Consider the following 24584-nt stretch of genomic DNA (forward strand, 5'->3'; position numbering starts at 1 on the left):
AATCGGCTGCACGTGATTCTTTGAATCATGGCTGATTCTAGCGAGGGGAGCCATGGTTGAGCGCAATGTCGGTCAGATGAGCTTGGCGGATGGCCTGGTTCGGGCACCGCGAAGCAGCATCCTGGATGAGGTGGAGGCTGTTGTGGATTGGGCGCCGCTGCGCTCGCTGCTTGGCAAGCGGGGCGGCGATGGTGCCGGCAACAGCAGCTATCCGGCGGAAGTCTTGCTTCGCTGCTTGCTCGCCGGGATCTGGCACAATCTGTCTGATCCCGCGCTGGAAGCGGCCATTGCAGACCGGTTGTCGTTCCGCCGCTTTGTTGGTCTGAGCCTGCACGATCAGACCCCGGATCACACGACATTGTGGCGGTTTCGGCAGGAACTCGCCAAGGACGGTCTGATCGAGAAGATCTTCACTGAGATCAATCGGCAGTTGGAGGCCAAGAAGCTGATCCTCAAGCAGGGAACGCTGGTCGACGCCTCGTTAATCGCGGCACGAGCCACTCCGCCCCGCAAGGCACGCAAGGATGGCGAGGATACGCCACCCAAACCATCTGCGGATCGCGATGCTCGCTGGGGCCGGAAAGGCAAAAAGAGCGTGTTCGGCTATAAAATCCACACGGGCGTGGATGCAGGTCACACCCTCATTCGTCGCGTCCATGTGACGGACGCCTCAATCACCGATACCGAGCCAGCGGATCGTCTGTTCTGCGGCGATGAGGCCGCGGTCTATGGCGATCAGGCCTACTACACGCATGCCCGGCACGCGCGTCTTAAAGAAGCTGGCATCAAGGACCGCCTGATGCATCGGCCCAACAAGCATCATCCCGAACTGCCGCCGCGGCAGAAGCTGCGCAACAAACTAATCGCCAAGGTGCGCGCCGCCGTCGAGCGTCCGTACGCCGTGTTCAAGGAGCATTATGGTCTCCGGCGGATGCGCTTCTTCAACTTCGAGCGCAATCAGGTGCACATCGTGCTGGCCTGCTGCGCCTACAACCTACGGCGTGCGGCCGGCGCATTGGCCGCACAACGCCAGGAGTCCGTCTCCGCATGAAAAAACAGAGGACAACAGGGGATGAAATGAGCAAAATGCCGCTCACTGTAGCGGGCTGACATCAAAAAAGCCCGCGACGCACCTCAAGCGCCCGCTCGCCCCTCTGTGCAAAGCCCTCACAAGGGGAGAAGGAAGAAAGGTCACCGCTTCTTCTTCTCTTTCGGAGCTGCCGCAGGCTTACGCGGCGCGGCGGGGCGCTGTGCGCCTGGCAAGCGCTGCTGCAAGCCGGGCTGGCGTTGCACGCCGCCCTGTTGCGGCTGGACCGCCGGCTGTGCGCCGGGCTGCAATCCGGTACGCGGCGTCTGCGGAGCCGTGCCCGGTTGCGTCGGCGTGGTGCTGCCTGGCTGCTGCGGGGTCTGTCCGCTGCGCTGGGGCTGCGTCAGCCCTGTGCCGCCGGGCTGCGTGCCTTGTCCGGTGCGCGGCTGGCCTGTCGGCTGTCCCGTACCTTGCTGACCTGGTTGCTGCTGACCCTGGCCCGCGCGCGGCGTGCCTGGTTGCGTGGCGCCGCCTTGCCGTTGCGGGGTCTGCGTTCCCGGCGTCTGCTGACCCGGACGGTTGTTCTGACCGGGCTGGCCGTTCGGTCGTTGCGGCTGTTGGCCCGGCGCTGTGTTCGGACGCAATTGCTGCTGCTGCGGCGGCTGCGCCGGCCGCGGAATGCGGCTGCTTGCGGCAGGATTGGCGCGGCGGAAGTCGCGCTGCTCGGTGACGATCTGCCTGCCCGTGGCCTGCGCTGCATGCACCTGGCTGACGAAGCCGCGGTCGCGCGCGATCTGTTGCGGCGGAATCGTGATCGGCACCGCGGCAAAGCGCATGCCGCCGGGGCCGCCGGCACCTGGCCGGATCGCAAAGCCGCTCGAGGCCTGCGTCAGTGCGCCGAGCCGCGTGCCGCTGGCACGGTCGTTGACGTCGATGTGCCCGACCCGGCCGTCGGCGTCGGGATAGAGCTTGATGTTGACGTTGTTGGCGGTGCTCGCGGCCGCGCCCTCGGGGACGTCAACGACGCCGGTGGTGCCGCGGATGCCGAGCGTTGCGGTCGGCGTCGCGATCTTCATGTCGCCGGTTTTCGCCACTGCCGCCGCAACGAAGGCGACCGTGCCCTTGCCGATGTCGAAGATCGCCGAATTCTGCTTGCCGCCGTCTTCATAGACGTAATTGTCGATGGTGATCTTGGCGCTGGCCGAGAGGTTGAACGTGGTGGCGTCGTTGAAGGTGATGCCGAGCGCGGAGTTCGAGGAGGTCTGCACGACGTCGTTGAGATAGATATCGTCGCGCACTTTCAGCGGATATGAATTCTTGTCGCGGATCACGGTCGCGATCCCCGTCACGGTCGCGACGTTGCCGATCGGCTCGACGGCGGCAGATTGCGTATCCGCAGCCGGCGTCGGCGAGACTGATGGTGCCGGGGAGGGCGCGGGCGCCGGCTGTGCTTGCGGCTGCACCTGCGCAAGCTCGATCGCATCGGATGCGTACGCATTGCCCGCGCCGGCCAGCGGCAACGCCAGCAACGTAATGACAAACACGAAGCGGCGCCAAGCCACCATCAAAGCCACAATGAAGTCCCGGTGAGAACGCGAGGCGAGATCGACCGATATCAGCCGGGGCCGGCTGAACGGCGGATGAACATCTGTCGCATGGGAGGGCCGAACGTTCAAACGCCACGTCCCCGTGTCAGGGACGTGGCGCCATTATAAAAACAAGAAAGCTTGTCAGCCGCGGGGGATGAAGCGGTCGCCTCAGCTCACCCGCTTCCAGGTCTGGCCGCCGCAGAACATGCCGCCGAAGGCGCAGCCCTGCACGCGCATCGTGCTCGGGCTCTTCATGGCGATGGTCGAGTCGTAGTTCTTGCCGGACTCGGGATCACGGATGGTGCCGCTCCACTTGGCGCCGTCGGGCTTCATGTTGATCAGGATGCGCTCGTTGTTCTTCTCGGCGTAACCGCAGAGATTGGTGCCGCACTGCTCGACGCGCACATTGCCCTTGTTATCCTCAACGGCCCACACGCCGATCGGTGTGTTCGTGGCCTGCACGGGCGCGGCCGCCACCGGAGCGGGCGCCGGCGCGGTCGCGGCCGGCGCGGGAGCCGCAACCGGCGCAGGCTGTGCGACCGTGTCGACGGACGACGCAGCGGCAACGGGGGTGGCCGGGGCAGCGGGAGCGGCCGGCGCGGCTGCCTGCTGGACGGGCTGCTGCTGCACCGGCGCCGGCTGCGTGGTCGTCGTCGCCGGCGTGGCGTCGTCGTCGTCGTCGTGCTTGGAGGCAAGGCCGTTGAGGTTGATGTTGCTCAGCTTGATCGGCTTGTTCGACAGGCCCGGTGCCACGATGGTGACGCAGTCGAGCGAGGCGCAGTTGCGCGATGTCTCGATGCGGATGTGCTGGCCTTCGATCTCGAACGAGATCGAATTGCCGGCATGGGCTGCGGCGGTCGAAGCGAGGAAGAGCGCGGTGGTGGCGATGTAGAGCTTGTTCATGACAACCTCCCAAAATTCGTGGTCCCGATCACCCAAAGTCGGTGAACGACTGGATGTGGTTCGACCCTATGCCGAGCCCGTCTCGCCTTCTGTGATGGACGTCACAACGGTCGCGCCGCCGCCTGGGTGAGCCAGCGCACATTCAGCGGCTGTTCATCTGCGTACCATCGTCGCGACACAGAGGGAGGCGTCGATGAAGCGGCTTTCGACTTTGCTTGGCACATTGATCGCACTGATGGCGGTCTCGCCCGCAGCCGAGGCCGGCTCCTATTCCTTCTCGATCAGCGGCCATCGGTTCCATGTCGAGGCGCCGCGAAACTGCCGGTCTGCCTCGTGTGTCTCGGTGTCTTCCGAACGCGGCGTTCGGCCAACAGACGATGTTGGCGCGACGCCGGTTCCGCCTCCTGCGCCGACGCCGGTCGTCCTTCCGCCTCAGCCGGCCTGCTCTGTCGCTCCGGTCAGGCCGCCGCAAGCGAGCGTGGTCTACGCGCCATCCGCACCGGCTCCGCCTGCGCCCGTCCTTGCGGCTGCGACTTCCCAGCCCGTCGTCCTGCCGCCGGCACTGAGGCTCGAGCCGCCGCGGATCGAGCTGCCGCAAACGACGTCTCTCGATCCGCCACGCGTTGCCGCGCCGGTCGCCGCACCAAAGCCGGTGACGATCTCACAGCATAGCGACGATAAGCCCACGCCGCTTGGCCAATGGGAGAGCACAGGTGCCAAGGGCGTGGTCCGCATCGAGCCCTGCGGCACCGCGCTGTGCGGTTACGCGCTGACTGAAGCTTCGAGCAAGGGCGAGAGCGTGCTCGTCAACATGAAGCCGAAATCGGACGGCGTCTGGACCGGCAACATCTACAGCCGCTCGAGCGGCAACACCTATTACGCAACGATGACGCTGAAAGCGTCCGGCAAGCTCCACGTCGAAGCCTGCGCGCTCGGCCACTTCTGGTGTTCAGGCAACGACTGGGCCCGCGTCGACGAGCAGCAGGAGAAGGTGATCACGACGTCGCGGCAATGGAGCGCGCGGTCGTAGTTTTTCGCTCACCCTCCCCTGGAGGGAGAGAGTGGGAGCACCCCCTGTCCAATTTGTAATCGTCCCGCACCGAACCTGCCTCTCCCTTGCACGCGACCGATGGCTGACGACGCAAGCAAGGAGAGCTCATATGAAACGTCTCGCCCTCATCGCTGCACTGCTGATCGGCAGCGCGATCTCGGCTCACGCCGACACCGATATCTGGACCAACGTTCTGAAGCAGAAGCGCGGCGACGATGCGCTGAATGTCGACAGCGGGTTTTGTGATGCGCAGTTCGGCGCGCCGCAAAACGGCACGGCGACATCCGCAGACTACAGGCGCTGCATGCGCGCACGCGGTTGGCGCTTCAGCTATACGCGTCACGAGAGGGACGATCGCTATCCCGATCCCGACAATCCCGGGATGATGTGCCGCAGTTTCAAGATCGGCGGCATCAAGGGATCGGACTGCTCGAATTTCTGAGCAGCACACAACGCCCGGCGGCCGGATGATCCGGTGCAGCCGGGCGAGCCCGTGATGTTGTCGATGAATGCTCTAGATCATCCCGAGCACGATGGCGCCGACAAAGGCCATGGCGAGGTACGCAGTGATAACGCTCAGTCTCCCGACGAACGTCATGACGTTGCTCCCTGAGATCCCCTTGGGATCACTCCCTCCGCGCGCCGCTTTGCACGCGACCATCATGGTTAACAGAGAGTGACCTTCCAAAAAAGTCAGTCTTGCTGTCGTTCACCCGGCGCGGCGACCTCACGCTTCGCGACCGGCATGGTTAAAGAAAGCTGAAATCAACACGTTGAAGAGTCTTTAAGTAAATTCACCGAACCTGCGCGCATGACGCGCGGAGTTCGTTTGTATCTCGTCGGCTCCATCGTCCTTGTTTCGCTCGCGGGTTGCGGACGCGGCTTTTTCCAGGCCGAACGTGAACCGTGGCGGGCCGAGGCCGAAGCGGCGTGCCTGAAATCCGGCGCGGTCAAGGAAAACGCGGACATCGTCCGCATCGAGCCGATCTCCGGCCCCGGCATGTGCGGCGCCGAGTTTCCGCTGAAGGTCGCCGCCATCGGCGATCCGTCGAGCAGCTATGGTTTCGCCGACGAGGAACTGCGCCCGCCCGGGAATGTTGGCAACCAGCCGCGCTGGCCGGTGAGGCAGCCGCAGTCGAATTATCCGGCGTCGTCCTATCCGCAGCGGTCGAACTATCCCGAGAGCGCGGTGCGCCAGCCGTCAGGCTATGGCGCATCCTCAGGCCCGGTTTCGCTCAGCGCGCCCGGCGTTGCGGCGCAGGAAGACGAGATCGATTTGCCGCCTGATGGCACCGACGCCGCGGGTGCCGCACGCTATATGAATGCGCCGAGCTATCCCGCGCGGCAGCCCGGTCCGTCACCTTACTCCCAGGCTCCTGCGCAACAGCCGCCGCCGCGGCTCGGCCCCGCGCAGGGCAATCCCGTCACCGCCGTCGGACCGGTCGCGATCAAGCCGACCGCGACGCTGGCCTGTCCGATCGTGTCCGAGCTCGACCGCTGGTTCGCCGACACCGTGCAGCCTTCGGCGATGCGCTGGTTCGGCGCCCGCGTGGTCGAGATCAAGCAGATCTCCGCCTATTCCTGCCGCGGCATGAACGGCAACCCGAGCGCCCACATTTCCGAGCACGCCTTCGGCAACGCGCTCGATGTCGCCGCCTTCGTGCTCGCCGACGGCCGCCGCATCAGTGTGAAGGACGGCTGGCGCGGCATGCCGGAAGAGCAGGGCTTCTTGCGCGACGTGCAGTCGGGCGCGTGCGCGCATTTTACCACGGTGCTGGCGCCGGGCTCCAACGTCTATCACTACGATCACATCCACGTCGATTTGATGCGCCGCGCCAGCCGCCGCCTGATCTGCCAGCCCGCCGCGGTCTCCGGCGAAGAAGTCGCCGCGCGCGCCGGCGGTCGCAACCCTTACGCGAACTCGCGCGATCCCTCTGTGACCGGCGCGCTCGGTGCGCACAAGAGCAAGCACGAGAAGGTCAACGAGGAAGACGAGTTCTCGGACGATTAGCCGGACGCAATGTGCAATCAGATGCCTGCCGACATCGTCCGCTATCTCACCCACCCGCAGGTGCAAATCGATCCCGACGTGCCGGTGCCGCAATGGGGCCTGAGCCCGATCGGACGTGCGCGGACCGAGACGGTCGCGAATGCGAGCTGGCTTGCGCGCACCACGCAGATCGTCGCCAGCGGCGAGCGCAAGGCGATCGAGACCGCCGAGATCATCGCGGGCTCACTCGGCCTCATGATCGAGATCCGCGAGGCCATGCACGAGAACGATCGCTCCGCGACCGGCTTCCTGAAGCCGGCCGAGTTCGAGGAGGTCGCCGATCAGTTTTTCGCGCAACCTCATCTCAGCGTCCGCGGCTGGGAGCGCGCCATCGACGCACAGGCGCGCATCGTCCGTGAAGCCGAAGCGGTGCTGACGCGCAACCGGCCGGGCGATGTTCTCCTCGTCGGCCACGGCGCCGTCGGCACGCTGTTGTTCTGTCACACTGCCGGCCAGGCCATCGACCGCCGCCACGATCAATCCGCCGGCGGAGGCCACGTCTTCGCGTTCACACGCGACGGGCGGAAGATCCTGCATGGCTGGCGAAGACTGGAAGAGATTTCCCAGCGTCGTCCCGGCGAAGGCCGGGACCCATAACCACGAAATGCAGTTTGGCGAAGACTCGTGGTTGCCGGCCTCGCACCGCAACTTCTCCCTGGGAGTATGGGTCCCGGCCTTCGCCGGGACGACGGTGAGTGTTTGACGACGATCTCGCCTTACTTCGCCCGATAGGCCGCCAGAAACATCCGCGTAGCGCTGTCGACGACTTCGGCCATGCGTTCTTCCGACGGCGGTGGCGCGGCCTGGAAGACGAAGGGGAGAAACAGCGAGGCCTTGGACAATTCCATGAACTGCGAGGCGGCGAGGTCGCAATCGTCGATCTCGAGATCGCCGGAGGCGACATGGGCTTTGAGATAGTCTGAGAGCCGGTTGATGGTCTGGTCCAGCACGCGCAAATAATAGCGGCGGCCGACATCAGGCATGCGCTCGGCGATCGCCATCACGGTGCGGATCGCCGATCCGCCGCCGGGTCGGCAGAGCAAATGGATATAGCCCTGGCCGAAATCCTTTAGCGTGGTCTCGACGTCGCGCGCGGGGTCGAAATTGAACACGACCTGGCCGTACTGGAAGGCCTCCTGCTCGAGGATGGCTTCGAACAGGGCGGTTTTGTCGGCGAAGTAGACATAGAGCGTGCCCTTGGAGACGGCGGCGGCGCGCGCGATCTCGCCCATGCTGGCGCCGTCAAAACCCAGATCCATGAACACCTTGCGGGCACCGTCCAGGATCTGGCGGCGCTTGGAGCTGTCCTCCTCTGGGATGACTTGCAGATGTTCGCGGCCGGCTACAACCATTGGTTCAGGGTCTCGGAAGGTTTTTGGATCGGGCCGCGGACAATGAACGCAAATAAAGGATTCGGGCCAGTACGGTTCGCCTGGGAATATTATCTATATTGACCGAACCGTTCGGTCAATGGTATTTGGGATGGGCGAGGGGGAAGAGGCCGTGCGACGGCCGTCCCTGATCGTGCTTTTTATTGGGGAGGCCTTTATGGCCGTATCGAGAGACCAAGCTGCGCGCGTCCTTCGCCAGGAAGCGGTGGAGACGAATTCGGCGAATGATGAAGCTGCGACCGAGAAATCGGCAGCGCTCGCCGAGCAGTTGCGCTCTCATGTGTCCGAAGAGGCCAAGCGCCGCACCAACGAGGCGCCGGAGAAGCCCGTGACCGACAAGCCGGCCCCCGCTGCGCCCACTGCCGCGCCCGCCGCTGCCGCGCCAAAATCCGGCAAGCGCAAATTCGTCATGATGGGCATCGGCCTGGTGCTGGCGCTCGCGGCCGCGAGCTATGCCGGCTACTACACGCTGGTCGGCCGCTTCTACGTGTCCACCGACGACGCCTATGTCCGTGCCAACAACACCATGCTGGGCGCGCGCGTTGCCGGCCATATCTCCTCGATCCTCGCCGGCGACAACACGCTGGTGCACGCCGGTGACACCGTCCTTCGCATCGACGACGGCGACTACAAGATCGCGGTCGATGCCGCCGCGACCCGGATCGCGACCCAGCAGGCCACCATTGATCGCATCGGCCGCCAGGTCGCGGCGCTCGACAGCCAGGTCGCGCAGGCCAGGGCGCAACTCGTCTCCGCGGAAGCGGGCCTCAAGCGCGCCGATCTCGATTATGAGCGCCAGCAGGCGCTGAGCAGCAAGGGCTTTGCCTCCCGCGCCACGTTCGAAACCGCGGAAGCCGGACGCGACCAGGGCGCCGCCGCGGTCAAGGCCGCGCAGGCCGCGTTTGACGTCGCCGTCAGCAATGTCGACGTCGCCAAGGCGCAGCAGGCCGAAGCACAGGCGCAGCTTGCCGAGCTCAAGACCACGCTCGCCAAGGCCGAGCGCGACCTCTCCTTCACCGCGGTGCGCGCGCCGGTCGACGGCATCTTCTCCAACCGCCTCGTCAGCGCCGGCGACTTCATCGCCGTCGGCCAGCGGCTCGGCAACGTCGTGCCGCTCGACGACGTCTATATCGACGCCAATTTCAAGGAAACCCAGCTCAAGCGCATCCGTCCCGGCCAGCCGGTGACGATCAAGGTCGATGCCTACGGCATGCGCAAGTTCTCTGGCGTCGTCGACAGCATCGCGGCCGGCTCGGGCTCGGTGTTCACGCTGCTGCCGCCGGATAATGCCACCGGCAACTTCACCAAGATCGTGCAGCGCGTGCCGGTCCGCATCCGCGTGCCGAAGGCGGTCGCGAGGCAGAACCTGCTGCGCGCCGGCATGTCGGTCTATGCGAGCGTCGACACCAACAAGGGCGCGGCCGACGCCGACAGCGAGATCGATCTCGACGATCCCACCATGATCCATCCGCAGTAGAGCACTTCAAGCGCTGCGAGGTCAGACCATGGCGAACGCCACGACTGCTTCACCTGCCATGATGGCGGCAGCCGCTTCGGAGCGCATTGCGCCGAAGCGGCTGATCGCCTTCATCATCATGGTGTTCGGGATGTTCATGTCGATCCTGGACATCCAGATCGTCTCGGCCTCCCTCAGCGAGATCCAGGCCGGACTGTCGGCAAGCTCCAGCGAAGTCTCCTGGGTCCAGACCGCCTATCTGATCGCCGAAGTGATTGCGATTCCACTGTCGGGATTCCTGTCGCGCGCGTTCGGCACGCGGCTGCTGTTCGCGGTCTCGGCCGCCGGCTTCACCATCTCGAGCCTGCTCTGCGGCTTTGCCACGACCATCGAGGAGATGATCCTCTGGCGCGCGCTCCAGGGCTTTCTCGGCGCCGGTATGATCCCGACGGTGTTCGCCTCGGCCTATACTGTTTTCCCGCGCTCCAAATTCCACATCGTCGGTCCCATCATCGGGCTGGTCGCGACGCTGGCGCCGACCATCGGACCGACGGTCGGCGGCTACATCACCGATCTGATGTCGTGGCACTGGCTGTTCTTCATCAACATCGTGCCCGGCATCGGCATCACCATCGGCGTGCTGGCGCTGGTCGATTTCGACCAACCGAACTTCGCGCTGCTCGATCGTTTCGACTGGTGGGGCCTGATCTTCATGGCCGGCTTCCTCGGCACGCTGGAATATGTGCTTGAGGAGGGCCCGCAATATGAATGGTTGCAGGATACGTCGGTCGCGATCTGCGCCTTGATCTGCGTCATCTCGGCGATCGCCTTCTTCTGGCGCGTCTTCGCGGCGGCCGAGCCGATTGTCGATCTCCGCGCGTTCAACAATCGTAATTTCGCCGTGGGCTGCGTCTTGCAGTTCTGCATCGGCATCGGGCTCTATGGCCTGACCTACATCTATCCGCGCTATCTCGCCGAAGTGCGTGGCTACAGCGCGCTGATGATCGGCGAGACCATGTTCGTCTCCGGCATCACCATGTTCCTGGTCGCGCCGCTGGTCGGCCGTCTCATGGTGAAGCTCGACATGCGCTACATGATCGCGTTCGGGTTGATCGTGTTTGCGATCGGCTCGTACCAGATGACCTGGATCACGCGCGACTTCGACTTCTACGAGCTGTTGATACCGCAGATCCTGCGCGGCGTCGGCATGATGTTCGCGATGGTGCCGACCAACAACATCGCGCTCGGCACGCTGGCGCCGGAGCGGGTGAAGAACGCGTCCGGCCTGTTCAACCTGATGCGCAATCTCGGCGGCGCGGTTGGCCTTGCCGTGATCAACACCGTGCTCAACGACCGTACCGATCTGCACATCACGCGCCTCCAGGAGCGCGTGACCTGGGGCAATGCGACCGCGACCGAAACCCTGACCATGCTCACGCAGAAATTCCAGGGGCTTGGCGACGCCACGCTGATGGCGATGAAGCAGCTCAGCCAGATCGTGCACCGCCAGGCCGCGGTGATGGGCTATGGCGACGCCTTCTTCATCCTGACGCTGTTTTATTTGGGCCTCAGCCTGCTGGTCACGCTGCTGAACAAGCCGGCGTCCATGACCAGCGGCGGCGACGCGCACTAAGCGAGCTGTATACTCGGTGTCGTCGCCCGGCTTGACCGGGCGATCCAGTACTCCGAGACAGCTGTGATTGAACCGACGGGCCGCGGCGTACTGGATGCCCCGCCTTCGCGGGGCATGACGGCGGAAATCAGATCGGCGGCCGACGACGCGCACTTATTTGCAACACTCGCGCGTGATCTCGCTGGGCCCCGTTGCAAATCACAAACGACGCATCTATAAAGCGCACCTCATTCATTTGAACCGGGGAGGATTTGCATGATTTCGTCGCATTCGCAGATCGCACACCCGCGCTCGATGATGTTCTGGCTCGGTATGTGCTCGGCCCTTTAGAGGCCCTTTCCGCCAGATTCGATTGGGTTTTGTGTCCCGGTCGCCTCGCTTCCCAAGTCAAAATCAATCCTAAGTGACGCTGTTTCGGCCCGCGCGGCTGGCCTGCGTCCATCGATGGAGCCGGCCCGCGCCAAAGCGGCCGGATGATGCCATGACCGCTCTGTCAAAAAAGCCCGCGGCGATACGCGTGGTGCTGCCCTTCGTGTTCCGGCACTGGCTGAAGCAGCCGGGGCGTACGGCTGCCATTGCCGGCGGCCTGTTAGGTGCGACTGTCGCCGATTTGTTCATGCCGGTGTTTTCGGGACATTTGGTCGACGCGCTGACGCGCGGCCCGTCCGATCCCGCCGCGCGCCACGCGGCGCTGGTGGCGTTGGCCGGCATCGTTATCCTGGGCGCGGCCTCGATGGTGCTGCGGCTGACCGGGCTCCAGGTGATCGTGCCGTTCACGCTGAAGATCATGTCCGATGTGGCGCAGGATGCCTTCCTGCGCGTGCAACGCTTCTCGACCGACTGGCATGCCAATTCGTTCGCCGGCTCCACCGTGCGCAAGATCACCCGCGGGATGTGGGCGCTGGACCTGTTGAACGACACCATCCTGCTGGCGCTTCTGCCTTCGCTGTTCGTGCTGATCGGATCGATGATCCTGCTCGGCGTGCACTGGGCCTCGCTCGGCGTGGTGATCGCGCTCGGCGCGGCCGCCTATGTCACGATGACGGTGTTGTTCTCGACGCGCTACATCGCGCCGGCCGCGCGCATCTCCAACGCCTGGGACACCAAGGTCGGCGGCACGCTGGCGGATGCGCTGACATGCAATGCGGTGGTGAAATCCTTTGGCGCCGAAGCGCGTGAGGATGCGCGGCTCGCCCGCGTCATCAACCGCTGGCGCGTGCGGGTGCGGCGGACGTGGTTCCGCTACAACTACACCGCGATGACGCAGCTCTCCTTGCTGCTGTGCCTGCGCGCGTCGGTGATCGGCGGATCGGTGCTGCTGTGGATGTCGGGGCATGCCTCGCCCGGCGACGTCACCTATGTGCTGACCAGCTACTACGTCATCCACGCGTACTTGCGTGACGTCGGCATGCACATCAACAACCTCCAGCGCTCGGTCAACGACATGGAGGAGCTGGTGGCGATCCATGACGAGCCGATCGGGATCGCGGATGCCGCGGACGCGCGGCCGATCGCGATTGCGGGCGGTGAGATCGTGTTCGACGACGTCACGTTCCACTATGGCGGTCATCGCGCACCGCTGTACGACGGGCTGTCGGTCACGATCCGTGCCGGCGAGCGGGTCGGCCTCGTGGGCCGTTCCGGCTCCGGCAAGACCACCTTCGTCAAGCTGGTGCAGCGGCTCTACGACGTCACGGACGGCCGCGTGTTGATCGATGGGCAGGATATCGCGCTGGCGACGCAGCAATCGCTGCGCAGCCAGATCGCGATCGTGCAACAGGACCCGATCCTGTTTCACCGCTCGCTCGCCGAGAACATCGCCTATGGCCGGCTCGGTGCCAGCCTGGAGGCGATCGAGCAGGCGGCGCGGTTGGCGAATGCGCACGACTTCATCCTGCGCCTGCCCAAGGGCTACGGCACGCTGGTCGGCGAGCGTGGCGTCAAACTGTCGGGTGGCGAGCGGCAACGCGTGGCGCTGGCGCGCGCCTTCCTGGCGGATGCGCCGGTGCTGATCCTGGACGAGGCGACCTCGAGCCTCGATTCGGAATCGGAGGCGCTGATCCAGCAGGCGATGGAGCGGCTGATGAAGGGCCGCACCTCGATCGTGATCGCGCATCGGCTGTCGACGGTGCGCAGCCTCGATCGCATCCTGGTGTTCGATCGCGGCGAGATCGTCGAGCAGGGTACGCACGCGATGCTCGCCGGGAAGTCTGGCGGCATCTATCGCAGCCTGTTCGAGCGCCAAGTGGTGGAGCTCGGGCACATCGCAGCAGCGGAATGACGCGCGTGGCCGGCAGACGAATGCCGGCCACGCCGCCAGAGGATGGAATGAGATGAAAGACCTGACGCACGGCTCCATCGTGAAACACATCCTGGCCATGGCGCCGCCGATCATGGCCGGGATGATCTCGATCATGATCTGCCAGCTGGTCGATCTGTATTTCGTTTCGGGATTGGGCGATGCCGCCGTTGCGGGTGTCGCCGCGGCCGGCAATGCCGGTTTTCTCGTCAACGCGCTGCTGCAAGTGCTCGGCGTCGGCGCGGTGGCGCTGATCGCGCATGCGGTGGGACGCAAGGATCGGCCGGATGCGAATCTGATCTTCAACCAGGCGGTCGCGCTGTCGGTGATCTTCGGCCTGTTGACCCTGGTCGCGGGCGCGGCGCTGTCGCGCCTCTACATGCGTTCGGTTGCGGCGGACCAGGCCACGGTCGAGGCGGGGACGACTTACCTGTTGTGGTTCATGCCGGCGCTCGCGCTGGAATTCATCATGCAGGTGATTGCATCCGCGCTGCGCGCGACCGGCATCGTGCGCCCCGCCATGCTGGTGCGGGTCCTCGCGGTCGCCATCAACATCGCGCTGGCGCCGGTGCTGATCTCGGGGTGGGGCACCGGCTATGCGCTCGGTGTTGCCGGCGCGGGGCTGTCGAGCTCGATTGCGGTCGCGATCGGCGTTCTGATGCTGCTTGCGTATTTCCGCAAGGTCGAGCGCTACGTAGTCTTCAATCCGGCGCAGTGGCGGCCGCAGCCGCGCCATCTGAAGCGCATCCTCAACGTCGGTCTGCCGGCGGGCGGCGAGTTCGCGATGATGTTCATCTTCATGGCGGTGGTTTATTACGTTCTTCGCGATTTCGGCGCGGCGGCCCAGGCGGGCTTCGGGATCGGACAGCGCGTGCTCGGCCTGATCCAGATGCCGGCGCTTGCGGTTGCGCTCGCCGCGGGGCCGATTGCCGGCCAGAACGTCGGCGCCGGGAACGGCGAGCGCGTGTGGGAAACCTTCGTCAAGGCGGCGCTGATCACCAGTGTCGTGATGATCGGCTTCATGCTCCTCGCGCAGTTGAAGCCGGAGCTCCTGCTGGCCGGATTCTCCAACGACCAGGAGACCATGGCGATTGCCTTCCTGTTCTTGCGGATCATCTCGCTCAACATGGTGGCGCAGGGCCTGATCTTCACCTGCTCGAGCATGTTCCAGGGCCTCGGCAATACCAAGCCGGTGTTGTGGAGCTCGGCGACGCGCGTGTTCACCTATTCGCTGCCGGCGATCTGGCTCTCGACGCGACCCGGCTTCCGCATGGAGCACGTCTGGTACCTGTCGATCGCGGCGACCACGCTACAGGCCGGGTTGAGCTTGTGGCTGCTGCGCCGCGAGTTCAGGAAGCGCCTGGTGTCGCAGAAGGAGAAGGCTGGGGAGCCAGCGAGCCCCAAGCCCGTCGCGCCTCTCGCACGCGAGCCTGCGTAACGACAGTCTGTTCCATCCCCTCGGCTCCGGCTAATTTGCCGGGCTGATGGGATGGCGGGCTGTAGTAGAGAGGCGGAATGAACGGAGTGACGAACGAGCAGCAGCCGGCATCTTGGCTTGCCGCGATCTGGGCGGCGCGCTACCGCACGCCGGCCCGTTTCGTCGCGCTGGTTGCGCTGTTGTTGCCGTGGACGACGACCGGACTGACCTTCGCGCTCATCCCCTGGCTGATCGCTTTCGCCTTCGTCGATCTTCGCGCGTTCCCGCGCTCGCTGCTCCGCCCGGTCTGCCTGCTGCCGATCGCGCTGTTTGCGCTCGCCGTCGTCGGCACGCTCTGGTCGGAGGCAGCCTGGCCCGAGCGGCTGCATGCGATCGGGCCGTCGGCGAAGCTGCTGGTGCTGCCGCTCCTGATCTACCAGTTCGAGCGCTGGCCCTACGGCGACTGGGTGTTTAAGGCCTTCCTCGCATCCTGCGCGCTGCTGATGCTGTACTCCTTCGCCGCCGCGATCGATCCCAATCTCTCGCTGAAACTCTATTTGTCGCGCGGGCCCTACAAGGTCGAGAGCGGGGTCGCGGTACGCAACTATATCGACCAGAGTCAGGAGTTCGCGCTCTGCGCGATCGCGCTGGTCTATCCGGTCGTGACGCTGTTCCGCGCCGGCCGTGTTCGCATCGCGGTGCTGCTCGCGGCGCTGGCAATCGGCTTCCTGGCCAACATGATGTTCGTGGTGGTGTCGCGCACGGCCCTGGTGACGCTGCCGATCCTCCTCGTGATAATTGCGCTCCTGCATCTACGCCGGCGCACCGCGCTCGTCGCCGCCGGTGCGCTGGTGCTGGTGGCGGTCGTGCTGTGGAACACCTCGCCGCATCTGCGAGAGACCATCGCGAAATTCCAGGGCGATTATGCAATGAGCGTGGAAGGCAACCAGGTTAGCGGGATGGGTTCACGCCTGGAATATTGGCGCAAGTCGGTGCAATTCATTGCCGACGCTCCGCTGTTGGGTCACGGCACCGGCTCGATCCGCGGCCTGTTCGCAAGCGCGGCTGCCGATGCGGAGATCGATCCGCTGCGCGGCGAGGTCGTCAGCAATCCGCACAATCAGACGCTGAGCGTTGCCGTGCAATGGGGCGCAGTGGGCGTCCTGGTTCTCTACGCGCTTTGGTTCGCGCACCTGTTGATGTTTCGCGGCGAGGGGCTGGCCTGCTGGATCGGCCTGCTTGTCGTCGTGCAGAACATGCTGTCCTCGCTGTTCAACACCCATCTGTTCGACTTCACGTCGGGCTGGATCTACGTGCTCGGCGTCGGCGTTGCCGGTGGCATGGCGCTCGCGAACAAAACGAAGGGCTAGGGCGTGCCGATGCTGTTCCAGACGAGGACGGCACCGGACAGGAACAACAGGCCGAGCACGACATCGCCAAAATGCTTGTCGCTCAGCGCGTGATAGACGCGCGCCCCGGCCCATGCGCCGATCAAGGTGCCTGGAAACGCGACCAGCGCGAGCCACACCACCTTGAACGCGACCAGGCCTGATGCGGTCTGCAACACCAATGCGGTCGCCAGCACGGTGAAATTGAAGAGCTGGAAGATGCCGCGCCGCTCATGCTTGTTCCAGCCGCGGATGTTGGCCCACAGGATCGGCAGCGGCCCCGACAGTCCGGCAAGGCCGCCCAAAATGCCGCCGGCAAAGCCGATCGCGCCATCGGCGATGCGGCCGCCGAACGTGATGGCGAGCGGCCGCTTGTTCAAATAGAGCGCGGTCGAGAAGATCAGCAACAGTACGCCGACGCTCAGCTTGAACACTTTTGGATCGGCGGAAGCCACAAGCATGGTCCCCAGCGGCACGCCGATCAGTCCGCCGATCAGGAACGGCCAGACCAGCGAGAGGTCAAAGCTCTTCCACATCGACGGCAGTGTCGAGGTCTGCGCGATCACCGAACAGATCAGCACCAGGGGCACCGCAAGCGAGGGCGGCAGCACGTAGAGCCAGATGCCCAGCGCCATCAGCGCCGTGCCGAATCCGGCCAGTCCCGAGACGAAGCCGCCGGCCAGCGCGCCGAACAGCAGCAGCGCAGTGTGGGACGTTTCCACCAAACAATTCCTGTCGTTACGGGCGATCCCGAGGCGTTGATCGCCGTTTGGCGCATAGCACAGATGCGGCCGGGGAGGTCAATTTCAAAACCGCACGCAAGCGTGATCCCCAAGGGCGGGGCAAGGGCGGGCGTTCTCGGAAGACGCGCCTACATGATGCTCGTACTTCAATCTGGGGCCCGCCCGACGCCATCATGCGCTCCGGTTTGCCTGTCCCCGAACGAGATGATGGAGAATGACCATGACCCGCACGAAGATTGCCATTTCGGCCGCGTTGCTGTCGGCGGCGGCCCTGATGCCGACAATGGCGCAGGCGCAGTTTTCCGAGCCTGCCGCCTATCAGGCCGCGCACCCCGATCGTGACGTGCTGAACGGTGGGCAGCTCACGCCGGCGGGGCGCGCGGCCCGCGGTGAGCCGGTCGTGTCGAGCGATGCCTACGCGGCCTATCCGTCGCCTGCGGTGCCGGCCCTCCGCCCCCGCCATCGCCGTCAGCATCAGTAATTTCTGCTAGACGATCTGCCTCGTATCGGCGGGCTTGTGCAGCGCGCCGACGAGGATGCGCAGCGCCTCCGTCAATTCCGATCTGTTGCGCGCGGCGCCCAGCGAGACGCGCGCGGCATGGGGCGATGTTCCGTCGACTGCGAAGGCATCGCCGGCAACGACCGCGAGCCCATGTCGTAAGAGATGCGCCGCGACGTCGGGTCGACTATCCGGCAGCATGAGCCACAGATGATGGGCGGCTGGTTTTGCCTGGAACTGAAAGCCCTTCAGCGCGCGCTGCGCCAGTTGCTGGCGGCCGACGGCCTCGTTGCGGATCGCGGTGATGATGCGGTCGGCGATGCCGCTCTCGAGCCAGTGCGTGGCCAGCGCGACCATCAGCGGCGCTGGCATCTGCACAGTGGCTTGCAACCAGCTCCGCATCTCCTGCTGCGAATTGCTGTCGGGCGTCAGCAGATAGGCGACGCGCAACGCCGGCGCGATGCATTTTGACAGCGTGGTCGCGAGATACGTCCGCTCCGGAATGAGGTTGGCGATCGGCGATGCCGCGCGATCGAGCAGCCCATAGGCGTCGTCCTCGATCAGCACCGTGTCGGCATCGCGGATGATCTTTGCGATCGCGTTGCGCCGTTCGGGAGCAACCGTCGCCGTGGTCGGATTGTGCAGCGTCGGAATGAGATAGACGGCCTTCGGTCTGTGCGTGCGACAGGCTTTCGCCAGCGCGTCTGGAAGAACACCATTTTCATCCATCGCCACGCCGACGAGCTTGACCCCGAGCCGCGTGGCGGCCGCCTTGATGCCTGGGAAGGTGAGGGCTTCCGTCAGTACGACATCGCCGGGCCGCGCGAGATAAGCGAGCAGATTGAACAGAATGGTCTGCGCGCCCGGAAAGATCACGAGCTTATCGGCATGCGCATGCGGAACGCGTGCGCGCATCCATCGCGCCGCGACCTCGCGCTCATGCGCGCTGCCGCCGGGGGGCTGGTAGTTGAGATGCGCGGTCAGGCCCGATTGCGCGCGGATAACCTCCAGCCCTGCGATGATGCGTTCGTCGAGCTGCGCTTCGAGCGGATGTGGCGGCACGTTCATCGAGAGGTCGATCGCGACCGGATGCGGCATGTCGACCGCGCGGCGCGCGCTGGTCTCCGATACGAACGATCCCTGACCGACCCTGGCCTCCATGATGCCGCGGCGCCGCGCCTCGGTGTAGGCGCGTGTCACGGTGGTCAGGTCGATGCCGAGCGCTTTGGCGAGCGCGCGCTGTGTCGGCAGTTGCTGTCCCCGCACCAGCCGGCCGGCGGCGATGTCGGCCTCCATGGCTTCGACGATGCGCTGATAGCGCGGCCCGCTCAGCTCCGAGATTGTAGGGGTCCAATCCATGCAATTTAGGCCCATATCCTTTGAATGTATGGATGCAAGATATTATTGTATGGATCATCGAAAAGGAAGAGGTGATGTCATGGCGACCGGTTCAATCTCTCTCGCACAGGCGATGTGGCGCGGTTTTCGCGGCAAGTGCCCGAACTGCGGCGAAGGGCACATGTTCGGGCGCTTCCTCAAGGTCGCCGACGCTTGCGATCATTGCGGCGAGGAGCTGTTTCACCAGCGTGCCGATGACTTTCCAGCTTATCTGGTCATGGTCGTGGTCGGACATCTCGTGGTGCCCGCGATCCTCGCGGTCGAGACCGTCTACGCGCCGCCGGTCTGGCTGCAATTGGCGGTGTGGCTGCCGGTGACGCTGTTTGCCTCGCTCGCACTGCTGCAACCGACCAAGGGCGCCATCGTCGGCCTGCAATGGCAGATCGGCATGCATGGTTTTGAGGCAAGCAAATTGCGGCGCGAGGCCGGTCAGCTTGCACCCGTGCTCGCTAAAGCGAACGCGCGCGTGGCCTGAGGCACGTCGCGGCGTTTACATCCAGAACTCGGCCGCTACACTCCATCGTATCAAACAAGAACGATGGAAACGCCGATGGCCGCGCGCTCGAAGACCTTCCTGCTTTGTCACGGCGCGTGGTCCGGCGGATGGGCCTGGAAGAAGATGTATCCGCTGATGGCGCAGGCCGGCCATCGCCTGATCGCACCGACCTACACCGGGCTCGGCGAGCGATCGCATCTCGCCAGTCCCGCGATCGACCTCGAGACACACATCCAGGACATCCTCAACGTCATCAAGTTCGAGGATATCAGCGATATCGTGCTGCTCGGCCACAGCTATGGCGGCATGGTCGCAACCGGTGTCGCCGACCGCGCGCGCGAGCGCGTGAGGCAATTGATCTATCTCGACGCCTTCGTGCCGCGCGACGGCCAGTCGCTGTTCGACCTCAATGAGGGTGGGCGCGAGCCGATGCGCAAGGCGGCAGCTGCGGGTGACGGCTATCGCATTCCGCCGAACCCGCCGCCATCAGATACGCCGCAGGCCGATCTCGACTGGCTCAACGCGCGCCGCATCAACATGCCGCTCAAGTGTTTCGAGACCAAGCTGAAGCTTGAGCACGGCGAGCCGGCAATGCCGCGCAGCTACATCTATTGCAAACGCATTCCGCCCGGCGATGTGTTCGGACAGTTCGCGAAGCGGGCCAAGGGCGAGGATGGCTGGCGCTATTTCGAGCTCGACGCCAGTCATGCGCCGAACGTGACGGCGCCGGAGGCGCTAATGGGCGTGTTGGGCGAGATCGTCGGCTAGCTCCTTCGTCACCAAAAATGGTGAGGGGCCCGATGCGTTAGCATCGAACCCCTCGTCACTTTCTTAGTAAGACGCGTTTTCTTTACGCGAACCGGAAAACCACTTCGCTCGAAAACGCTTTAGAATATCAGCCGGCCTGTAAGCCGGGTTCTGTAAGGCACCGCCCGCTTGCGCGAACGATACGTGACGGCCATTCCTCTGGGACAATGTTTGCACATTGCCTCGAGCAACCTACCCGGACGGCGGGCCTGACATCGCCCCGCGGCGTTATCGCTTGCGCGATCGGCCCGCATTTGCCGTCCCTATTCGGTTTTGCTCCCGGTGGGGTTTACCATGCCGACCCCGTTGCCGGAGCCGCGGTGCGCTCTTACCGCACCTTTTCACCCTTACCCGTCTACGCTGCTTGCGCAGCTTCGGCGTGGCGAGCCTTGCGGGCTTGTCACGCCATAGCCCCGTTAGGGGCGAAGGCGGGCGGTTCGTTCTCTGTGGCACTTTCCCTGGGGTCACCCCCGCCGGACGTTATCCGGCACCGTATGTCAAGGGAGCCCGGACTTTCCTCCCCGGAGGCCTTTCGGCACCTACAGGGGCGGCCGTCCGGCCGACTGACGGCCTACGCATGGGCATTTGTGACGGTTTCGTCAAGCCGATATCGCCGCGCACGCATTGCCAGAAATAATTTATCCTGAAGATGTCGTTTGGTGTGTGCCCGGTTCGACTGGATGTCGGTGATCCCCCGAACAACAGGAGTTAAGTGATGCAATATCTGCTGCTGATCTACCGGAACGAAGCGGAATTGAGCAAGATGACCCCCGCAGACCGTCAGGCGATGTCGGCGGAGTACGGCACGTACACGCAGTCCATCGTCCAGAGCGGCCATTTCAAGGCCGGTGACGGGCTTCAGCCGACCACGACGGCGACCACCGTGCGCGTGCGTGAGGGCAAGACCCTGACGACCGACGGTCCGTTCGCGGAAACCCGCGAGCAGCTTGGTGGCTACTATCTGGTCGAGGCCAAGGATCTCGACACCGCCATTGGGCTGGCTGCGCGGATTCCTGGGGCCAAGGCAGGCTCGATCGAGATCCGGCCGGTCATGATCTACAAGTGATCTCTTCCGCCGACATCGACAAGATCTTCCGCGACGAGGCGGGGCGGGCGCTGGCCACCCTGATCCGCCTCGTCGGTGATTTCGATCTTGCCGAGGACGCGCTCCAGGATGCCTTCACGGTTGCACTGGAGCGCTGGTCGGCCGGCGAGGTGCCCGACAATCCACGTGCCTGGCTGGTCAATGTCGGCCGCAACAAGGCGATCGACCGTGTCCGGCGGCAGGCCGTCTTCCGCGGCAAGCAGCAGGCGCTCGTGCACGAGCTCGAGCTCAACGCGCAAGCACCCGCCGAGCCGCCGGCGATGGTCGATGACGACATGCTGCGGCTGATCTTCACCTGTTGCCATCCGGCGTTCGCGGCCGAGGTGCAGGTCGCGCTGACGCTGCGCACCGTCTGCGGGCTTTCCATGGCGCAGGTCGCGCGCGCCTTCCTCATCAGTGAGGATGCGATGGCGCAGCGCCTCGTCCGCGCCAAGCAGAAGATCAGGCTCGCCGGCATTCCCTATGAAGTGCCGGAGCACGCCGCGCTGGCGCCGCGGCTCAACGGCGTGCTCGCCGTGATCTATCTCGTCTTCACCGAAGGCTATGTCGCAACATCAGGCGCGGATCTGATGCGGCCCGATCTCGCGGTCGAGGCGATCAGGCTCGGCCGGTTGCTCGATCGGCTGATGCCCGATCGCGCCGCGATCAAGGGCCTGCTTGCGCTGATGCTGCTGCACGATGCGCGCCGCGCCGGGCGCGAAACGGCGGCGGGCGACATCGTTCTGCTCGAAGAGCAGGACCGTTCGCTCTGGGATCGCGCGCAGATCGAGCAGGGATTGCGACTGGTGGACGACGCGCTGCGCGTGCCTGGTCGGCCGCAGCCCTATGTGGTGCAGGCCGCGATTGCCGCGCTGCATGCACGCGCGCCAAGTTACGAGCAGACCGACTGGCCGCAGATCGCCGGGCTCTATGAGGTGCTGATGCGCATTAATCCGTCGCCGGTGATCGAGCTCAACCACGCTGCCGCAGTCTCGATGGTCGATGGTCCCGCGCGCGCGCTCGATCTCGTCGATGCGATTGCCGCGCGCGGCGGGCTCGATGGCTACGAGCTGCTGCCGGCGGTGCGCGCGGATCTGTTGCGGCGGCTGGAGCGCAAGGAAGAGGCGCGCGAGTCCTATCGCGTAGCGACGGAGGTGACGCAACTCGAGCCGTTGCGAAGACTGTATGCGCGAAGGGTGAGGGAGCTTGGTTAGACGTGGACGGCAGCAATCAGATGCCGAGCGCGCTCTGGTAGGCGAAGAGGGCGGGCGCGCCGCCTGTGTGCAGGAAGATGACATCCTCGTCGTTGCGCCAACGGCCTTGGCGGATCATCGCGATCAGACCGGCGAGCCCTTTGCCCGAATAGACCGGGTCAAGCGCAAGAGCCTCCGATTTTCCTGCAAGCCGGATCGCTTCGATCGTGGCCTCGTGCGGTACCCCGTAGGCTGGTCCGGCATGACCGGCAACGACTTCCACCATGGCCTCGTCGATGCCTGCGCCAAGCAGGTCCGCCGCTTGCCGTGCAAGAGCCACCACATCAGCGCGCACCCGCGCGGGCTCGGCATCGATATCGATCCCGACGATTCTCGTGCCCGGCATGGCCACGGCCGCGCCGATGACGAGACCGGCCTGCGTGCCGGCGCTTCCGGTGCAATGCACGATCGCGGCCGGCGCGAAGCCCGCCAGCGCCGCCTGCTGCTCGATTTCGGAGATCGTGGTGGCATAGGCGACCGCGCCCAGCGCATTCGAGACGCCGTAGGGCACGAAATACGGCTTGCGCCCCGACGCCCGGAGATCGTCGACCAGCGCGCGGATGGCCGCATTGCGGTCGCCGGTCCATGGCACATCGTGCAGGTGCGCGCCGAACAGCCGGTTGAGAAAGGCGTTGCCCGAGGTTTCGTATTCCGGCGTCGGCGGCGCGAGTCGACCGTGATAGACGGCCAGATGACATGCCAGCCCGAGCTTTGCTGCAACCGCGGCAACCTGCCGCTGGCTGTTCGATTGCACAACACCGCCTGAGACGATCGTATCGGCGCCCTCTAGAACAGCATCGTGCAGGACGTAGTCGAGCTTGCGCAATTTGTTGCCGCCAAATCCGAGCCCGGTCGCATCGTCGCGTTTGATCCACAGTCGCGGCCCGCCGAGATGAGCCGTCAGCCGTTTCATCGGCTCGAGTGGCGTGGGAAGATCGGCCAAGCCCAGGCGAGGAAAAGCTGCGAGTCGGTCAATCAGCGGCTTGCGATCAATCTGCGTCATTTCGTTCGCCCCGCTCGCACATGACCGTCGGACAATAGCCCGACGTCCGCAATCGCGGCGACGATCGCGTGATCACATTCAAGCGAACAGCGGAAGAATTCTTATTGCAAAGGACGTTCGTTACTTCGCAGCCACAGTCGTCTCCTCCGCCGGCAGGCTCGCCAGCAGCGCCTGTAGCGTCGACAGTGTCGAATGATCCGCGACACCATCGAGCCGTGCCGGGCGAAAATGGCGTTGGAAGGCGGTGACGACTTCCATCGTCGATGCGTCGTATTTGCCGGTCAGCGGCACGCCGTAGCCATATCGTGCGAGTGCCTGCTGAAGGCTCAGCACTTCGTCGCTGATGGTGCCGAGCATCAGGCTCTCGCCGCGCACGACCGGCGCGGGCGTCACCCAATGACCGACGCCCGAATTGGCCAACGAATGCCACGGAAACTTTTCGCCAGGGTCCTTCTTGCGCGCCGGCGCGACGTCGGAATGACCGAGCACCCGTTGCGGCGCGACCTTGCGGCGGAGCATGATGCCGCGGCACAGCGCGATCACGGCGGCGATCTGGCGCAGCGGATATTCCGGGTAACCCCAATCGTGCCCGCGATTGATGATCTCAATGCCGATCGAGCAGGAGTTGATGTCGTCCTCGCCGGCCCAGGACGAGACGCCGGCGTGCCAGGCGCGCCTGGCCTCCGGCACGCATTGCACGATGCGGCCATCCTCGAGCACGACGTAATGGGCCGAGACTTCGGTGCCGGCCGTGCACAGCCGCGCCAGCGCGCCCTCGACGTCGGGCATGCCGGTGTAGTGCAGCACGATCATGTCGGGCTGCCGTCCCTTGTTGCGGTCGCCATGATTGGGCGAGGGGATGATGTCGGAGACGATCGAGGAATCCGGCTCGAACGTCCGCATGTTCGCCGCGGCCTTGGGAACCGGGAGAACGCGTTGACGCTTCGAATCAGTTCCAGATGGCGTGGACGAACCGGACGACATAAACCGCTCAAGTCGGACAGAAGAGGTGGGCCAAGCCGCCAAGCCCTTCTCTTTACTATTCCTTTACCCTCCGCTTCGCGCAATCGCGCGTCACGGTTAACGGGCGCATTTTG

General features: G+C 64.8%; 22 protein-coding genes and 1 other RNA gene. 15 read left to right on the plus strand and 8 right to left on the minus strand.

What is annotated here, in order from left to right:
* Positions 1–52 precede the first annotated feature (52 nt).
* Complete coding sequence (locus tag UP06_RS23820) at positions 53–1051, plus strand: IS5 family transposase (protein ID WP_044999899.1); 999 nt, start codon at positions 53–55, stop codon at positions 1049–1051.
* Positions 1052–1191: 140 nt separating this feature from the next.
* Here UP06_RS23820 and UP06_RS23825 read toward each other — a convergent pair whose 3' ends face one another.
* The gene (locus tag UP06_RS23825) at positions 1192–2592 is read right to left on the minus strand and encodes a FecR domain-containing protein (protein ID WP_045006103.1); all 1401 of its coding nucleotides are present in this window, start codon (positions 2590–2592) and stop codon (positions 1192–1194) included.
* Between the two features lie 192 nt (positions 2593–2784).
* The gene (locus UP06_RS23830) at positions 2785–3519 is read right to left on the minus strand and encodes a DUF2147 domain-containing protein (RefSeq protein ID WP_045006104.1); all 735 of its coding nucleotides are present in this window, start codon (positions 3517–3519) and stop codon (positions 2785–2787) included.
* Positions 3520–3712: 193 nt separating this feature from the next.
* On the opposite strand from UP06_RS23830, the gene UP06_RS23835 reads away from it, so the two are divergent.
* From UP06_RS23835 to UP06_RS23850, 4 genes are all read left to right on the plus strand, one after another.
* Positions 3713–4549 carry a DUF2147 domain-containing protein gene (locus tag UP06_RS23835; RefSeq protein WP_045006105.1) on the plus strand — a complete coding sequence of 279 codons (837 nt, stop codon included), beginning with the start codon at positions 3713–3715 and terminating at the stop codon, positions 4547–4549.
* 130 nt (positions 4550–4679) lie between these two features.
* A complete protein-coding gene (locus UP06_RS23840; protein WP_045006106.1) occupies positions 4680–5012 on the plus strand; it encodes a hypothetical protein in 333 nt (110 codons plus the stop codon).
* A 369-nt stretch (positions 5013–5381) separates the two neighbouring features.
* A complete protein-coding gene (locus tag UP06_RS23845) occupies positions 5382–6581 on the plus strand; it encodes an extensin-like domain-containing protein (protein WP_045006107.1) in 1200 nt (399 codons plus the stop codon).
* A 21-nt stretch (positions 6582–6602) separates the two neighbouring features.
* Entirely contained in the window at positions 6603–7217 is a 615-nt protein-coding gene (locus tag UP06_RS23850) for a histidine phosphatase family protein (RefSeq protein ID WP_045006268.1), read from the plus strand.
* 119 nt (positions 7218–7336) lie between these two features.
* Here UP06_RS23850 and UP06_RS23855 read toward each other — a convergent pair whose 3' ends face one another.
* Positions 7337–7972, minus strand: coding sequence for a TetR/AcrR family transcriptional regulator (locus UP06_RS23855; protein WP_045006109.1), 636 nt, complete (start codon positions 7970–7972; stop codon positions 7337–7339).
* 196 nt (positions 7973–8168) lie between these two features.
* On the opposite strand from UP06_RS23855, the gene UP06_RS23860 reads away from it, so the two are divergent.
* The 5 genes from UP06_RS23860 (at position 8169) to UP06_RS23880 (ending at position 16186) form a co-directional block, all read left to right on the plus strand.
* The gene (locus UP06_RS23860; RefSeq protein ID WP_045006110.1) at positions 8169–9488 is read left to right on the plus strand and encodes an HlyD family secretion protein; all 1320 of its coding nucleotides are present in this window, start codon (positions 8169–8171) and stop codon (positions 9486–9488) included.
* 28 nt (positions 9489–9516) lie between these two features.
* A complete protein-coding gene (locus tag UP06_RS23865) occupies positions 9517–11100 on the plus strand; it encodes a DHA2 family efflux MFS transporter permease subunit (RefSeq protein ID WP_045006111.1) in 1584 nt (527 codons plus the stop codon).
* Positions 11101–11581: 481 nt separating this feature from the next.
* On the plus strand, positions 11582–13381 hold the full coding sequence (locus UP06_RS23870) for an ABC transporter ATP-binding protein (RefSeq protein ID WP_045006269.1): 1800 nt from the start codon (positions 11582–11584) through the stop codon (positions 13379–13381).
* 52 nt (positions 13382–13433) lie between these two features.
* Positions 13434–14837: an MATE family efflux transporter gene (locus UP06_RS23875; protein WP_045006112.1), complete on the plus strand. Its 1404-nt coding sequence runs from the start codon at positions 13434–13436 to the stop codon at positions 14835–14837.
* Positions 14838–14914: 77 nt separating this feature from the next.
* On the plus strand, positions 14915–16186 hold the full coding sequence (locus UP06_RS23880; protein WP_045006113.1) for an O-antigen ligase family protein: 1272 nt from the start codon (positions 14915–14917) through the stop codon (positions 16184–16186).
* Here the strand turns inward: UP06_RS23880 and UP06_RS23885 are convergent.
* Positions 16183–16926, minus strand: a complete 744-nt coding sequence (locus UP06_RS23885; protein ID WP_045006270.1) for a sulfite exporter TauE/SafE family protein — start codon at positions 16924–16926, stop codon at positions 16183–16185. The two genes, UP06_RS23880 and UP06_RS23885, sit on opposite strands and share 4 nt — an antisense overlap.
* Before the next feature lie 241 nt (positions 16927–17167).
* On the opposite strand from UP06_RS23885, the gene UP06_RS23890 reads away from it, so the two are divergent.
* The gene (locus tag UP06_RS23890; protein WP_045006271.1) at positions 17168–17428 is read left to right on the plus strand and encodes a hypothetical protein; all 261 of its coding nucleotides are present in this window, start codon (positions 17168–17170) and stop codon (positions 17426–17428) included.
* A gap of 6 nt (positions 17429–17434) precedes the next feature.
* Here UP06_RS23890 and UP06_RS23895 read toward each other — a convergent pair whose 3' ends face one another.
* Positions 17435–18805 carry an aminotransferase-like domain-containing protein gene (locus UP06_RS23895; protein WP_045006114.1) on the minus strand — a complete coding sequence of 457 codons (1371 nt, stop codon included), beginning with the start codon at positions 18803–18805 and terminating at the stop codon, positions 17435–17437.
* Positions 18806–18854: 49 nt separating this feature from the next.
* On the opposite strand from UP06_RS23895, the gene UP06_RS23900 reads away from it, so the two are divergent.
* Both UP06_RS23900 and UP06_RS23905 read left to right on the plus strand, forming a co-directional pair.
* Complete coding sequence (locus UP06_RS23900; protein ID WP_082081564.1) at positions 18855–19319, plus strand: DUF983 domain-containing protein; 465 nt, start codon at positions 18855–18857, stop codon at positions 19317–19319.
* Positions 19320–19394: 75 nt separating this feature from the next.
* Positions 19395–20108: an alpha/beta fold hydrolase gene (locus tag UP06_RS23905; RefSeq protein ID WP_045006272.1), complete on the plus strand. Its 714-nt coding sequence runs from the start codon at positions 19395–19397 to the stop codon at positions 20106–20108.
* Positions 20109–20231: 123 nt separating this feature from the next.
* On the opposite strand, the gene rnpB is transcribed toward UP06_RS23905, so the two are convergent.
* Positions 20232–20714, minus strand: an RNA gene (gene rnpB, locus UP06_RS39285) — RNase P RNA component class A.
* Positions 20715–20862: 148 nt separating this feature from the next.
* Here rnpB and UP06_RS23910 point away from each other — a divergent pair.
* Together UP06_RS23910 and UP06_RS23915 are read left to right on the plus strand one after the other, a co-directional pair.
* Entirely contained in the window at positions 20863–21213 is a 351-nt protein-coding gene (locus tag UP06_RS23910) for a YciI family protein (RefSeq protein WP_045006116.1), read from the plus strand.
* On the plus strand, positions 21210–22445 hold the full coding sequence (locus UP06_RS23915; protein ID WP_156163179.1) for an RNA polymerase sigma factor: 1236 nt from the start codon (positions 21210–21212) through the stop codon (positions 22443–22445). Before UP06_RS23910 ends, UP06_RS23915 begins: the two co-directional genes overlap by 4 nt.
* A 16-nt stretch (positions 22446–22461) precedes the next feature.
* Here UP06_RS23915 and UP06_RS23920 read toward each other — a convergent pair whose 3' ends face one another.
* Positions 22462–23487 carry a D-cysteine desulfhydrase family protein gene (locus UP06_RS23920; protein WP_045006117.1) on the minus strand — a complete coding sequence of 342 codons (1026 nt, stop codon included), beginning with the start codon at positions 23485–23487 and terminating at the stop codon, positions 22462–22464.
* A 120-nt stretch (positions 23488–23607) separates the two neighbouring features.
* Positions 23608–24390 carry an N-acetylmuramoyl-L-alanine amidase gene (locus UP06_RS23925; RefSeq protein WP_045006118.1) on the minus strand — a complete coding sequence of 261 codons (783 nt, stop codon included), beginning with the start codon at positions 24388–24390 and terminating at the stop codon, positions 23608–23610.
* Between the last annotated feature and the right edge of the window lie 194 nt (positions 24391–24584).

It is taken from the genome of Bradyrhizobium sp. LTSP857, assembly GCF_000938285.1.
Lineage (GTDB): Bacteria > Pseudomonadota > Alphaproteobacteria > Rhizobiales > Xanthobacteraceae > Bradyrhizobium.

Excerpts from the sequence above, each read along its gene's own strand:
- UP06_RS23820 (WP_044999899.1), top strand. The coding sequence starts at position 53 with ATGGTTGAGCGCAATGTCGGTCAGATGAGCTTGGCGGATGGCCTGGTT.
- UP06_RS23825 (WP_045006103.1), bottom strand. The coding sequence starts at position 2,592 with ATGGTGGCTTGGCGCCGCTTCGTGTTTGTCATTACGTTGCTGGCGTTG.
- UP06_RS23830 (WP_045006104.1), bottom strand. The coding sequence starts at position 3,519 with ATGAACAAGCTCTACATCGCCACCACCGCGCTCTTCCTCGCTTCGACC.
- UP06_RS23835 (WP_045006105.1), top strand. The coding sequence starts at position 3,713 with ATGAAGCGGCTTTCGACTTTGCTTGGCACATTGATCGCACTGATGGCG.
- UP06_RS23840 (WP_045006106.1), top strand. The coding sequence starts at position 4,680 with ATGAAACGTCTCGCCCTCATCGCTGCACTGCTGATCGGCAGCGCGATC.
- UP06_RS23845 (WP_045006107.1), top strand. The coding sequence starts at position 5,382 with ATGACGCGCGGAGTTCGTTTGTATCTCGTCGGCTCCATCGTCCTTGTT.
- UP06_RS23850 (WP_045006268.1), top strand. The coding sequence starts at position 6,603 with ATGCCTGCCGACATCGTCCGCTATCTCACCCACCCGCAGGTGCAAATC.
- UP06_RS23855 (WP_045006109.1), bottom strand. The coding sequence starts at position 7,972 with ATGGTTGTAGCCGGCCGCGAACATCTGCAAGTCATCCCAGAGGAGGAC.
- UP06_RS23860 (WP_045006110.1), top strand. The coding sequence starts at position 8,169 with ATGGCCGTATCGAGAGACCAAGCTGCGCGCGTCCTTCGCCAGGAAGCG.
- UP06_RS23865 (WP_045006111.1), top strand. The coding sequence starts at position 9,517 with ATGGCGAACGCCACGACTGCTTCACCTGCCATGATGGCGGCAGCCGCT.
- UP06_RS23870 (WP_045006269.1), top strand. The coding sequence starts at position 11,582 with ATGACCGCTCTGTCAAAAAAGCCCGCGGCGATACGCGTGGTGCTGCCC.
- UP06_RS23875 (WP_045006112.1), top strand. The coding sequence starts at position 13,434 with ATGAAAGACCTGACGCACGGCTCCATCGTGAAACACATCCTGGCCATG.
- UP06_RS23880 (WP_045006113.1), top strand. The coding sequence starts at position 14,915 with ATGAACGGAGTGACGAACGAGCAGCAGCCGGCATCTTGGCTTGCCGCG.
- UP06_RS23890 (WP_045006271.1), top strand. The coding sequence starts at position 17,168 with ATGACCCGCACGAAGATTGCCATTTCGGCCGCGTTGCTGTCGGCGGCG.
- UP06_RS23895 (WP_045006114.1), bottom strand. The coding sequence starts at position 18,805 with ATGGATTGGACCCCTACAATCTCGGAGCTGAGCGGGCCGCGCTATCAG.
- UP06_RS23900 (WP_082081564.1), top strand. The coding sequence starts at position 18,855 with ATGGATCATCGAAAAGGAAGAGGTGATGTCATGGCGACCGGTTCAATC.
- UP06_RS23905 (WP_045006272.1), top strand. The coding sequence starts at position 19,395 with ATGGCCGCGCGCTCGAAGACCTTCCTGCTTTGTCACGGCGCGTGGTCC.
- UP06_RS23910 (WP_045006116.1), top strand. The coding sequence starts at position 20,863 with ATGCAATATCTGCTGCTGATCTACCGGAACGAAGCGGAATTGAGCAAG.
- UP06_RS23920 (WP_045006117.1), bottom strand. The coding sequence starts at position 23,487 with ATGACGCAGATTGATCGCAAGCCGCTGATTGACCGACTCGCAGCTTTT.
- UP06_RS23925 (WP_045006118.1), bottom strand. The coding sequence starts at position 24,390 with ATGCGGACGTTCGAGCCGGATTCCTCGATCGTCTCCGACATCATCCCC.